The 13326-nt window shown below is 43.7% G+C and carries 11 protein-coding genes and 1 pseudogene; 7 read left to right on the plus strand and 5 right to left on the minus strand.

All coding sequences use genetic code 11. The features are described from left to right. Both GDZ68_RS13410 and GDZ68_RS13415 read right to left on the minus strand, forming a co-directional pair. A partial coding sequence (locus tag GDZ68_RS13410; protein WP_153722902.1) for a helix-turn-helix domain-containing protein occupies positions 1-89 on the minus strand: 89 nt, incomplete at its 3' end. Positions 90-319: 230 nt separating this feature from the next. Then, entirely contained in the window at positions 320-916 is a 597-nt protein-coding gene (locus GDZ68_RS13415; protein ID WP_153722820.1) for a TetR/AcrR family transcriptional regulator, read from the minus strand. A gap of 158 nt (positions 917-1074) precedes the next feature. Here GDZ68_RS13415 and GDZ68_RS13420 point away from each other — a divergent pair, with 158 nt between their 5' ends. Then, complete coding sequence (locus GDZ68_RS13420; RefSeq protein WP_153722821.1) at positions 1075-2565, plus strand: DHA2 family efflux MFS transporter permease subunit; 1491 nt, start codon at positions 1075-1077, stop codon at positions 2563-2565. 309 nt (positions 2566-2874) lie between these two features. Beyond that, positions 2875-3591 (plus strand): toast rack family protein, encoded by a 717-nt coding sequence (locus GDZ68_RS13425; RefSeq protein WP_153722822.1) that lies wholly within the window; start codon positions 2875-2877, stop codon positions 3589-3591. Between the two features lie 58 nt (positions 3592-3649). On the opposite strand, the gene GDZ68_RS13430 is transcribed toward GDZ68_RS13425, so the two are convergent. Next, positions 3650-4474, minus strand: a complete 825-nt coding sequence (locus tag GDZ68_RS13430) for an endonuclease/exonuclease/phosphatase family protein (protein WP_153722823.1) — start codon at positions 4472-4474, stop codon at positions 3650-3652. A gap of 620 nt (positions 4475-5094) precedes the next feature. Here GDZ68_RS13430 and GDZ68_RS13435 point away from each other — a divergent pair. From GDZ68_RS13435 to GDZ68_RS13445, 3 genes and pseudogenes are all read left to right on the plus strand, one after another. Beyond that, positions 5095-5637, plus strand: coding sequence for a GNAT family N-acetyltransferase (locus GDZ68_RS13435; protein ID WP_194841168.1), 543 nt, complete (start codon positions 5095-5097; stop codon positions 5635-5637). 158 nt (positions 5638-5795) lie between these two features. Continuing rightward, positions 5796-6626: pseudogene (locus GDZ68_RS13440) on the plus strand (alpha/beta fold hydrolase). Then, positions 6619-7593: a GGDEF domain-containing protein gene (locus tag GDZ68_RS13445; protein ID WP_153722825.1), complete on the plus strand. Its 975-nt coding sequence runs from the start codon at positions 6619-6621 to the stop codon at positions 7591-7593. The pseudogene GDZ68_RS13440 and the gene GDZ68_RS13445 overlap by 8 nt, the downstream one beginning before the upstream one ends. A 55-nt stretch (positions 7594-7648) precedes the next feature. Here the strand turns inward: GDZ68_RS13445 and GDZ68_RS13450 are convergent, their stop codons facing one another. Then, entirely contained in the window at positions 7649-8305 is a 657-nt protein-coding gene (locus GDZ68_RS13450) for a reverse transcriptase-like protein (protein WP_153722826.1), read from the minus strand. A gap of 221 nt (positions 8306-8526) precedes the next feature. Between GDZ68_RS13450 and GDZ68_RS13455 the strand changes: the two genes are divergently transcribed. Next, a complete protein-coding gene (locus tag GDZ68_RS13455; RefSeq protein WP_153722827.1) occupies positions 8527-10644 on the plus strand; it encodes an ATP-dependent Clp protease ATP-binding subunit in 2118 nt (705 codons plus the stop codon). 322 nt (positions 10645-10966) lie between these two features. On the opposite strand, the gene GDZ68_RS13460 is transcribed toward GDZ68_RS13455, so the two are convergent. Further along, positions 10967-11812 (minus strand): pyridoxamine kinase, encoded by an 846-nt coding sequence (locus tag GDZ68_RS13460; RefSeq protein WP_153722828.1) that lies wholly within the window; start codon positions 11810-11812, stop codon positions 10967-10969. An 861-nt stretch (positions 11813-12673) separates the two neighbouring features. On the opposite strand from GDZ68_RS13460, the gene bluB reads away from it, so the two are divergent. Then, entirely contained in the window at positions 12674-13321 is a 648-nt protein-coding gene (gene bluB, locus GDZ68_RS13465) for a 5,6-dimethylbenzimidazole synthase (protein WP_153722829.1), read from the plus strand. Positions 13322-13326: the final 5 nt, after the last annotated feature.

Raw genomic sequence — 13326 nt, forward strand, 5'->3', positions numbered from 1 at the left:
AAACGACTACATCCAATGGTTTTAGCGATGAGGACTGCCTGTTCCTTGGTTGGATAGATACGAAACTTATAGGCTTTGTTGACTAGCATTGTTTTCACCTCACTTCATATAGGAATATATGTTCCTATTCTATCACAGTTAGAATCCCTTTGGCTATCGCCAACCGGCATTCATCTCCCACTTATCGTTAGGTTTTGCCCTTCACACGATTGAAGAGGGAGTCTTCTGCCGAGAAATGATAAAGACTTAAACAATCGTGGATGCTGAAACAGTCGCGGTTGTTTAAGTCTCTTTCATTTTAATCAGGGTGCCAATAACTCTACTTCTTCAGCCGTTCTACATAAAGCAGTTTTATGCCGTCAATCATAGCCGCTTCGTCAAAATCTTCCTCTGATTGCTTATGCAGAAAAAGATCGGGGTTTAAAGCAGCGATGAGTAACTGAGTGACCAGCGGGACGTCGATAGGAATAATTTCATTTTCATTCATTGCTTTGACATAGATGGATTCGATAATTTCTTGCAGATGCATAAATACCGGATGATTATACTGCAGCAGAAGAAGATTGCGGCCGTACTCATTTTTTACAATGACTAGAATTTTGGCCTTGCTGCAAATATATTGTGCGGCTTTTTCAATCACCCCGCTTAATACATCTAGTGCAGGCAATTCTTCCTCACGCGATTTCTCCATAAACAGATCCAGCTCATGCAAAAACGCTGCCGTATCGCTGCTGAGGATCGCCATGCATAACTCTCCTTTATTCGCATAGCGCCTGTAGAGTGTTGCCTGTCCAATGGCAGCCTTCTTGGCGATCTGATGCATCGATACGTTTTCCACGCCGTGCTCTTCAAACAGCTCATGAGAAACGGAACGTATCAAGGTATCGTAATCTTTCTGATCTTTTGATTTGGGCATTAAAAACCGCTCCTTCTATTTTTATAAATCATCTCTTTTTAATTGACATACAGGACAGTTGTCCGATATTATATTTTCTGGAGGACAATTGTCCCCTGTTAGTATAACAATAGGGTTTGATTCTGGTCAAACCCCTTACGAAAAAGGAGTATGAGAGAATGGGAGCAGCACAAATTGAACCAAATAATTTTCGTTTAAAGAATATCCTCGTTCCGTTGCTTGCCATTATTTCAGGGGTATTCATGGTGGTGCTCAACAGCACATCAATGAACGTGGCACTGACTACTTTGCTGGAAGACCTGAATACAGACTTCGCCACTATTCAGTGGACAGTCACAGGATACATGCTTGCCCAGGCATCCGTCATTCCGCTTGCAGGCTGGCTTTCAGATAGATATGGAGCAAAACTGATTTTCCTGAGTTCCATCGGACTGTTCACGTTTGCTTCGATCCTGTGTATATTCCCGCAGAACGTTGGACTGCTCATTGCGTTCCGTATATTGCAGGGTCTCGGCGGAGGATGCGTGCTTCCTATTGCCATGGCTTACGTTTATCATTTGAGTCCTGTGCAAAAAGTCGGCACAGTAATGGCATTGATGGGGATTCCAGTTTTATTTGCCCCTGCTATCGGTCCTGTCCTTGCAGGGTGGCTTGTGGAATTTCATTCATGGAGATGGATTTTTGTCATTAATGTTTTCGTGGGGCTCATCGCCATTTACATCGGGCATAAGACCCTGCCTGTTGTCGAACGTCAAACAGTTGCTGGAATTGATAAGTTAGGAATTATACTTGCACCGATTGCCTTTGCGGGTTTATCATTCGGCGTGATTGAAGGCAGTACGAGCTGGACTTCAACGAAAACAATTGCCGGCCTGGTGATTGGCGGAATTGCGCTCATTGCGTTCATCATTCGCGAACTGACGTGCAAAACACCGCTGCTGGAGCTGAAAATCTTCCGTTCAGTTGATTTTTCTCTCGGTATTATTGTGCAGTGGGTCGGTCAGTTTGCTTTATTCGGTGCCATATTCTTGCTGCCGCAGTTTTTACAGCAGGTACGCGGATTCGGTGCTTTTGATACAGGAATGATTCTGTTGCCCCAGGCACTTGCTTCGATGGCGATTATGCCGATTGCCGGCTATTTATTTGACCGCATTGGTGCCCGCTGGCTGGTTGTGGTCGGTCTTGGTCTGGTATCAGGCGCAACGATGCAGTATGCAAACGTTGACGCCGCGACAACCGGTAAAGATCTTATCTTGCCGTTGATCATGGCGGGGGCCGGTATGGGGCTGATGACAATGCCGATGAACACTCACTTGTTCAACATGGCGCCGCAGCATCTCGTCAGCCGTGTGACATCACTGACGAACTCCATGCAGCAAGTCGTCAATTCACTATCAGTCGCCACACTTGTGACCATCCTGACCGGTTATACAACAAAATTCTCAAATGAATTCAAGGCGGCAGCAGCCGGACAGAGTTCCGTCACTCCTTCATCGGAAGTCATGAAACAGGCGGCGGCTGAAATCGGTGCCCATTCATTTGCGGACACTTTCCAGGTCATGGTGTATATCGCGATTTTTGGAGCCGTGCTCGGTCTCTTTCTGAGACGCAAGAAAGTAACAGCTGAAGAAATTGATACGAAATTGTAAACAAAAAAGCAAGAGGCTGGGACGAAACTCAATAAAATACAAAAACCGTGTGAAGCCAAGTTACAAGAGCCTTGGTTTCACGCGGTTTTATTTTTAATCTTTTCATTAATTACATTGAAATTTCTACTTATGTCCCAGCCCCGTTGCTTTTTTATTAGTAGAAAACCGTCGATAGTGCAGTGATACATATTTCAGCCTTCGTCCCGCGTATACTGAATCGCTCAGTCTTTAGTCTGATGCGCAGTTCATTCATTCGATGGACTCAACTTTACCGGGATTCGCTTATAATAGGGGAAAAGGGGTGCTGGGATGCGAAAAATTATGATTATTATTGTGGCCGCCGGACTTATGTGGATGGTTGGCTCCTGGGCGTACGGCTTGTTAAAATCGGATCAGATGGCGGGTGATTTGTCTATTGAAAAGGACGTGGCAAAGTCTCTGGATGTAGATATTCGCTTTGGCGCCGGCAATCTTTTGATTGAGGGCGGTTCGCAGGAGTGGGTGAACGGTACCGTCGATACAAATGTGAAAAAGTGGTATCCATCGGTAACCTACAAGAATAAAAAAACGATTGGATATCTCGAGATTCAGCAGAAGATGAAAGGGATTTCAGCTTTGCGGAAAAATCGAAATGATTGGCACCTCCAACTGACAAATGAAGTACCCGTGAACCTGGATGTCGAAATGGGAGTCTCCGATTCGGAATTGAACTTGTCAGGTATCAGGCTCAGCCGCTTATCAGTCGATGCGGGAGTAAGTGATACGACAATCAAGCTGGGCGGAGGATGGAAGGAGAGCTTTGACGGAGAAATTGACTTAGGGGTAAGCGATGCGGAAATTCATTTGCCAAAAGAAACCGGAGTGAAAGTGACTGTTTCAAAGGGAATCGGCAGCATTGGAGCAAAAGATTTCATTTCGAAGGGTAAAGGCGTCTATGTGAATGAAGCGTATGGTCATTCTGCTGTCCAAATTAATTTGAAAATTGATCTTGGTGTCGGCGATGTAAAACTGCTTCTTGCCGAGTAATTTAAAAAAGGTACAGATCCTGTGAGGAACTGTGCCTTTTACTGCGTCTACAGTGTTTCTATACCAGAAGATCGGCAATAATGGGCAGGTGGTCGGCAGCCGATGTTTCCAGTACCTCAGTTTTTTCAATAATGGTGCTTTGATCAGTAAAAATATAGTCGATTCTGGATGCAGGAATAGCCGTTACAGCTGATCGGACATCTTCATAATAAGCAGGAAATGTATAAGCGGTTTCCATACCCGTCCTGCTGAATGAGTCTGTATAAGCTTTTCTGAACTCGCTTAATTGGGGGTGCTCAGGTGATAAGTTAAAATCCCCTGTAATTACAGCAGGGAATACGGAGTCATTGGTAATAGCCAATAATTGTTTTAAGTTCTCCCGCTGCTCTTTTTCCCCAAGCGATAAATGTGTATTGAAAAAACTAAGAAACGTTCCGCCGAGATCGATCGTAGATTCAAGCAATCCTCTTAGTTCGGGGTCTTCCGAGAATGAAGAGGCTTTGGTATAAAGGTGATTCTTTGTATATTTAATCGGAAATCTGCTGAGCAGTGCATTGCCATACTGCCTGGCCGGCAGTCCGGGAAGCAATGGAGGTTCAATTACATTTGCTCCGTAACTATAATTCATTCCCAGCCATCTGGCCAGATCGGCAACTTGATTGGTAAATCCACTGCGCTCGGAAAAGTGATTGTCCACTTCCTGTAATCCTATTATATCAGCACCGGAATTTTCGATTACCTCTGCCGTACGGCGAAGATCTACTCGTCCATCCATTCCCATCCCGTGTGCGATATTGAATGACATCACCCGCAAACTATGAACCTGTTCTGTGCAAGTACTGCTGAAAATCCGGTTCACTGGCTGTGTCATATATCCTGTCATGAAATCTCTCCTTTTTATATGGTCACTTTTAACGTCCTATTGAATACTATAACCATATAATATGTAGAAATTGTAAACCTGCTATAAAGAATTGTAAAGAATACGTGTGAAAAGTTCATGAAATCGTCTTGAATAGCAGGCAGCGTGAAGTAATTATAGAAAGTGAAAAATACAGGAAGAACCGGTAAGTCTGCCAGCTGGTTTAACAGTTCAGATAAACAGGTATAGATCAAATAGAAAGCTATGTAAAGGGAGGTGAACGACGTTGTCAAAACAGTGGAATTTTATTTTTGGAAATAAGTTGATTACAGTCTTTGATAAGAGCAAGGAGCAAGCTGAAAGAAAAGCGCGCAACATTTATAGAGAAATGAAATAGTATACGGATTGATTTACCCACTTAAAAGCAGTCAGTATAGTGTTATGGGAAGGCATCGCTTGCAGACGATGCTTATTTTTTTTGAAAAATCCTTATTGATAACTGATTTCTCCCATACTCAATGTCTAGTAAGCATTTAAACTAACAAAATGTTTCAAAAACAGTCCTATATGTTAAAATAAATTGTATAATTCAGAGAAGAACATCAAGTGAAATAATGTTATTGTTGGAAGGGGTCCCGCTAATGAAGCAGGCGATAGAAATAGGAATGTTACCGGTTGATGCCGGCGCCAACACGGTGGATGTAGAACATATCACGAAAATCGTGAACCGTGTGTATGCGGCATCTGAAAAAGGGTTATGGAAAGATGGTGCCGCCCGCATCACAACGACAGAAGTGGCAGAGTACATAGGCAACGGAGAGGTAGCTGCGGCTTGGACAAATGGGCAGATTGTCGGATGCATACGTGTATGTCAGATGAGTGAGGATACAGCGGAATTCGGTATGCTGGCTGTGGACGATGCATGTCAGGGAGCTGGTATTGGCCGGAAGTTAATTCAGTTTGTTGAAGAGGAATTTAAAGAAAAAGATTTCTTTTACATGCAGCTGGAATTGCTGGTGCCTCAACAAGGTTTGCATGAAGTAAAAGAAGGTTTGCGACAATGGTATATGCGGCTTGGCTATCAAAAGGCATATATGGAAACAATGGAAGCTTCCTTTCCTCAATTGGTTCCAATGCTGGCTGTGCCCTGTGAAATTCATGTCTATCAAAAGAAACTGCAATAATATATTAAAGATGCTGCAGGTAAACTGTGTTAGCGGCATGCACTGTAATTGAAAGAAACCGTTAATTATTATATACTTTATTTAGGATTAATGAACTAATTGGATTTGAAAAAATATAAATTACTTTGTATATATATAATTAAAGTGGAGGCTTTATTATGAATCAAAATATCCTCTTTCGCAATAACGTCAAGGTATCGGGGAATGGTGAGAAGACGATTCTGTTCGCACCTGGATTCGGTTGTGACCTGAATGTCTGGAATCTGACTGCTCCTTATTTTGAAGAACGTTTTCGTGTGGTGTTATTCGATTATGTCGGATCCGGCCAGTCTGATTACCAGGCATATGATGCGGATAAGTACAGCGATCTTCATGGATATGCGCAGGATGTTCTCGATGTGTGCGCTGCGCTGGAAGTGAAAGATGCAGTATTTATCGGACATTCAGTTGGCAGTATGATCGGTATGCTGGCTGCCATTCAAAAGCCCGGGTTATTTGAACATCTTATTATGATAGGTCCGTCACCTTATTATTTGAATGAAGTCCCGGACTACTATGGTGGGTTTGAAAAAGAAGACTAAGATGGTTTGATTCAGATGATGGAGATGAATTATATCGGCTGGGCGAATTATCTGTCGCAAGTCATAATGAAAAATCCTGACCGTCCCGAACTTTCGCAGCAATTAGAGGATAATTTCTGTTCTACAGATCCGGTTGTTGCCCGCCAGTTTGCAATTGCAGCATTCTTCTCGGATCATCGGGATGACGTTCGAAAAGTTACCGTGCCGTCATTGATTCTTCAATGTTCCGATGACAGTATTGCGCCGATTGAAGTAGGGGAGTATATGCACCATCATCTCCCGAACAGCACGCTGAATATAATGGATTCTACAGGTCATTGTCCTCACATGAGTCATCCAGAGGAGACGGTACGGTTGATCAGCAATTATTTGACAGCAGCGTATCAGAACACAGTGACGAATGGATAAACAGCTTAATTTTGCTCCGTGCGGTTATCTGACGCTTAATGACAGTGGATTTATTGTGGAAATCAACGAGACGATGCTTCGTTTACTCGGATACAGCCTTCATGAATTGGAAGGACAGCATATCCATCAGATTTTGCCAAGTGCGAGTCGATCCTTTTACCAGCTTTACTTTTTTCCAATGATCCGTCTGCAGAATAAAGTGGAAGAGATGTTCTTTACGTTCATGACCAAAGACGGACAGAATATTTCTGTACTTCTGAACGCTCTGCGTAATGAACGGGAGGGGGAAGTATTCAACGATTGCGCATGTCTGCCAATGAAGAATCGATTTGAATATGAACAGTCAATACTAGCAGCCAAAAGGGAAACTGAATCACGCAATTTGATGAAAAGGAAGCAAATAGCCGAACTGGACGATTTGCGGCGTGAACTAGAATTTAAGCAGAATGAGTTATTAACGTTAAATAAAACACTTATGGATCTGGCCATCACGGACGGACTGACAGGGCTCAGTAATCGGCGCTTTTTACAGGACAGGCTGTCTTCTTATTTCACGGATCTGGATAAGCGCTCTATTCAGCTCGCTTTCTTGTTGATAGATATTGACTTTTTTAAAAATATAAATGATACATTTGGACATTTGACAGGCGATAATGTATTGAGGAAATTGGCATTGTTATTAAAAGAAGAGTCTGGAAAAGAAGATGTCGCGGCCAGGTATGGCGGCGAAGAATTTGCGTTTATCCTTCCTCACTGCAGTAAAACGGAAGCCTTGAGAATTGCCGAAAGGATCCGTTTCCGCGTAGAACATGCTGACTGGAACACATACAATATTACGATCAGTATTGGAATCGCGGTCAAATTACCGGGAGATACAGAGATTTCCCTGCAATCGAGAGCAGATCAGGCATTGTATTCTTCAAAAAATAACGGTCGGAATCAAATCTCGTTTGGCCGGCAAGAGTAAGGGGGGAAACTGCGTCAGTATGTTTAGCAGTCATGTCAACCCACCCCTTTTTTTACTAAGCTCTCTCCACAATAGCCAGTACTTCTACATTAGCCAGCGCCTGTGCCGCAAGCCGGTCTGCTTCACTGTTCGTCTTCCTCGACACGTGTTCATATTGAGGCTGAAACCCCATAGCCCTCATCTTATCCTCAATTTTATTTGCCCAGCTGTACAGGCTCTCTTCAATCACCGGCCATTCCTCATTTAAATGATTGATGACAACTTTGGAATCGCCTAGCACCTTGATGGGTAAGTGGTGTGCTCCAAGAATCTCAAGTTCCTGCAGGCAGAGATGAAGTGCCGCATATTCCGCTTCGTTATTGGAGATGAGGCCCTTGATGGCTAAATTCCTTCTTAATCTAAATGATTTTCCATTCTGTTCGTAATAGATAACACAGCCAAGCCCCGCCATCTTTGTTTCCCAATCAAATCCTCCGTCAAAATATACAATGATATTATGCGGTTCTGTTTCAATTCCCTTTACATAACTTTTCAATTCCTTCAGCGTCCAGGAACTGTCGTACTGATCCAAGAATTGTATGTGTTTTGTACGTCCGGTTTTATCAAGATCCTCTGCAATCAGCAAGGCCTGTGCTGCAGGCATTTCTTCAGAACGGAAGAACGTTTCTGTGCCTTTCTTCGATCGATAACTCCACTCGATGACCAGATTCATTGGAATCCCTCCTATACATTCAGTTTATCCAACCTTTCATAATAAAAACCTTTATATGACTTGGGTTCTTATAAAAATATGGTGAGCCGTTCGTAATTAGACAAGCATAATGGTTGAAGGTCAAAGTACGTCAGAGTAAAATATGGGTATAGATCAAAGATAGTCAATGTCAGTAATCCTGACTTGACCGTTCAAAATGAACTTACAAGGGGGAGCCAACTATGAAATGTCAACATTGCGGAAAGAACGAAGCAGCAATGAGTTTTAGACTTCAAATTAATCAGCATGCGATGCAGGTGCATATTTGCCAAGCGTGCTATCAAGAGATGCGGGGTCAATTGGCTGCCGGTCATATGCCTTCATTCAGCAACGAAGTCAGCCACTTCTTCCAAGAAAATGGCGGCAAGAAAGGCCATGTTCAAGTCAGAGAAGAAGCAGAAGGCCGTGCACCTGGCTTGCTGGATCAGTTGGGTAAAAACCTATCGAATGATGCAAGAGATGGATTGATTGATCCGGTTATTGGCCGGGAGACAGAAATTAAACGAGTAATTGAGACATTAAATAGAAGAAATAAAAATAATCCCGTATTGATCGGGGAACCGGGCGTCGGTAAAACAGCTATTGCTGAAGGACTCGCGGTGAAGATTCATGAAGGTGATGTACCGGCCAAGCTGCGTAATAAAGAAGTGTATGTGCTGGATGTGGCATCACTTGTTACCAATACAGGAATTCGCGGTCAATTTGAAGAACGGATGAAGCAGCTGATCGAAGAGCTCGAATCTCGGGATGAAGTCTTGCTGTTCGTGGACGAAATTCACTTGCTTGTAGGAGCAGGAACGGCAGAAGGTTCTCAGATGGATGCAGGGAACATTTTAAAACCTGCACTGGCCCGCGGAAGCCTGCAGCTGATTGGGGCGACAACGTTAAAAGAGTACCGTCAGATTGAAAAAGATGCGGCACTTGAACGCCGGTTCCAGCCGATTATCGTAAAAGAACCGTCTGCTGAAGATACAATCAAAATATTGAACGGCATTAAAGATCGTTATGAAAGTTTCCATGAAGTGTCTTATCCGGATGAAGTGGTACAGGCTTGTGTAAGCTTGTCCGAGCGTTATATACAGGATCGTTTCCTGCCGGATAAAGCAATCGACTTGCTCGATGAAGCAGGTGCGCGCTTGAATCTTACGCACGTATCTTCTGACTTCATGTCTACCCGTCTGCAGGAAGTTGTTCAGCAGAAAGAGCAAGCGGCAGAGCAGGAAAATTACGAGAAAGCAGCCACTTTACATCAGGAAGAGATGCAGCTGAAAGAAAAAATAAATGCTGCCAGACAAAATGGAGGAACAGCACAGACGATCGTTACTGTTGCAGATATTGCACAGATTGTTGAAGAGAAAACAGGTATTCCCGTTACGAAACTGCAAACTGCAGAACAGGCCAAAATGAAAGGTCTTGCTGAAAACCTCAGCAAAAAAGTAGTTGGACAGGCTGAAGCGGTCGATAAAATTGCCAAAGCAATCCGCCGCAGCCGCGCAGGTCTGAAATCCAAAGACCGTCCGATTGGTTCGTTCCTGTTCGTAGGCCCTACCGGCGTCGGTAAAACAGAAATCACGAAAGTGCTGGCGGAAGAGTTATTCGGTTCCCGGGATTCACTAATTCGACTGGATATGAGTGAGTACATGGAAAAACACGCGGTTTCCAAGATTATTGGTTCACCTCCAGGATATGTCGGCCATGAAGAAGCTGGACAGCTGACAGAACAAATCCGACGCAATCCGTATTCTATTCTGCTCCTGGATGAAATTGAAAAAGCGCATCCTGATGTGCAGAATATGTTCCTGCAGATCATGGAAGACGGCAGATTGACTGATTCTCACGGCCGCACTGTCAGCTTTAAAGATACGGTTATTATCATGACAAGCAACGCGGGTACTGGTGTGAAGAAAATGACTGTCGGTTTCAATAAAGCCGAACATGAGTCTGTAGCGATGCTTGAAACGCTGGGTGATTACTTCAAGCCGGAATTCTTGAACCGCTTTGATTCGATTGTGGCTTTCAATGAACTGGCAGAAGAAGACTTGCTAGTGATCGTGGACTTGATGCTTGAAGATCTTCAGGAAGCTATCGAGGAAAATCAAATCGACATCCATATTACTGTGGAAGCTAAACAAGCTTTGGTTTCATTGGGATATGACAGCCGTTTCGGTGCGCGTCCGCTTCGAAGAGTCATTCAGGATAAAATTGAAGACCCATTGACAGACCTGCTTTTAGAAGAGGATTCTGTTGAGAAGGTCAGCGTAGAGGTTGTAGAGAACGAAATAGTCGTTCGGCGAGTATAATAATATTGAAGTAAAGAGGGCTGTTCATAAGTCACATTCATTTTGACTTATGAACGGTCTTTTTGTGTGGACTGATATTCCAGTGAGAAGTGTTGAAGTTTAATGGTGCGGTGAATTATGGGTTTGGTGCGTATAAGACCTGGTTTGGAGCGGCGCAGCAAGTTATTGGTTCGGTTGACGTGCTCGTTGGCTCGTTTGTGGGAGTTATTGGTGCGTTCAGGGGTGTTTTTCGCGCGTTGCACTGTGTGTTCCGTTAGAAAAAGCTGTCCTCAGCATAATTACGCTTAAGACAGCTACTTAATAGAATTCAAATTGACTACACTTACAATAGCAATCTTAAAAATTTCTCGAAATTAACTCCTTCCACAGCAGGGGTATTTGCCAGGTATGTATCCTGAATAGCTGCTGTTAAAAAAGTTTCCGCCAGTGGAATTGCCTGCGCAATGGTCTCGCCGCGCATCAGACAGCCCATGATGACGGATGCAAATAAATCACCTGTGCCGGAATAGCTTTTATTGTTAAATGAAACGGAACTATATACAGATTGTTTTCCGTCTATGTACATATTGCCGATTGATTCATTGGAAGATCGGGAAGGCGGATTTATTCCTGTAATGATGACTTGCGCGCCAGTTTCCTGACACAGCTGCACTCCGGCTTCTTGAATGGCCTGAAAAAAGTCCTTTTCATCTGAATAGCGATGAAGTTTATTATACGATATACCGGTCAGGAGACAGCACTCTGTTAAATTGGGTGTAATGACATTTGCGTGCTTTACAAGACTCTTCATGCGCTCCAATAACTCCTCATCAAAGTTATTATAGGCATTTCCTATATCCCCCATTACCGGATCCACCAGCAATACAGTGTCTTTTTTATGAAATAAATCTAAGAAGTTTAGAATGTGTGTAATCTGTTCTTTTCCTGTAATGAAACCAGTCTGTATCCCGTCGAAATGTTCGTTCAGTTTATCCCATTCCTGAATGAAAGAAGGCATATTGGCTGTCATATCATCACAGAAATAGCTGGGATATTCCGTTTGGGCAGATAAGATCGCTGTAGGCAAAGGACAGGCTTGCACGCCCATTACAGATAAAACAGGAATAGCGGCAGTCAATGAACATTTTCCAAACGATGACAGGTCTTGTATTACAGCAACTTTCTTCATAATATCCTCCACTGTAGAAAATTTTCTTTCTATCATAACATAAAACGTATCTGCTAAGATCCGGCAGCAACCTCTCATCTTCAGCATGATCCCAGCCAATCGAACTAGAAAAGGTGAATGTTCAGTGGGTGTTTGTAGTATAGTAGACATAACTTGCAGAGTTTCATTGGAAGAGTAAATGGAACTTCTCATTTTCACAATGATTATTCAGAGTCTACGCCAAAATCTGTTCTTGACAGTCTATTTCATGAGCAGTTTGAGATTTTCTGGGATTACGCAGTATAGGATGGTGAGTGGGTAGGAGACCGTTCCCCTGCGTTCCAGGCGGACGCGTTCTGGAGGGCCCGCGGTGAGCCGACTTGGTCGCAAGCTCCCGCAAGTCGTCTCACCTGTCGGGCTGATCCTCCCAGAGTCGCCGCCTTCCACTCCGGTACACTGGCTTGTTTTTCAATACTTTTTGCGTGGAAATGCAGTATGAGCATAATATTCGAGATTATTACGATAGGTGAAGTGTTTCATGCACTACTTATCATTCTGCAAAGGTTCAGATCCTCATAATCTATACAATTGCGTAGCCTAGCAAACAAGCTACCAGACTCGTACTCTGCCAAAAAGCAGCATGAAATACATTCCCCACACCAGCGAAGGCGCAACTGCGGGGTCGGCCATTGCTGTGAGACTGCTGGCATGCTCTTTGCCAGTAGGCTCATAGCGTAAGGCAATCCCCCCAGCGCCGAAGCGGGTTTTAACTGCAGCATGATTTTTATACTACTTACATGGCAAGTTTTCAAGAACCGATTTTGGTGCAGACCCATTATTCAAGAAAGTAATTTCTATCAACATACTAAGGAGAGATAGCCCATGTTTTCAAACGAAGAAAAAAATGCGGTTTATAAGGTGATTTATAATAGGAGAGATGTGCGGAGTTTTTTACCGGCGCCAATTTCTCAGGACGTGATACATAACATATTGAATGCAGCACATCAGGCACCTTCAGTCGGATTTATGCAGCCTTGGAATTTTATCGTCGTTTCATCCGGAGAGACGAAAGAAAAATTAGCATGGGCTGCGGAAAAGGAAAGACGGGCGCTTGCTATTCATTACGAAGATGAAGGAGAAAAAGAGACGAAATTCCTCGGTTTGAAAGTCCAGGGTTTACAGGAGGCGCCTATTACTATTTGCGTAACATGCGATCCAACGCGCGGCGGTTCGCATGTGCTGGGGCGTAACTCCATTCCTGAAACGGACATTCTTTCAACTGCCTGCGCCATCCAAAATATGTGGCTGGCAGCATGTGCGGAAGGACTTGCTATGGGATGGGTGAGTTTTTATAAAAAGAATGATGTCCGGGATATCTTGGAAATACCGCCTCATGTTGAGCCGGTTGCGCTTTTATCTATTGGCTACACAGAGAATTATCCGGCAGCCCCTATTTTGGAGACTGCCAAGTGGGAGAAAAGAAGAGCCTTGGAGGATTTGATTTTCAAGGATAAGTGGGGGAAAAAATAAAGACG

The organism is Sporosarcina cascadiensis (assembly GCF_009650995.1).
Classification (GTDB): Bacteria; Bacillota; Bacilli; order Bacillales_A; family Planococcaceae; genus Sporosarcina; species Sporosarcina cascadiensis.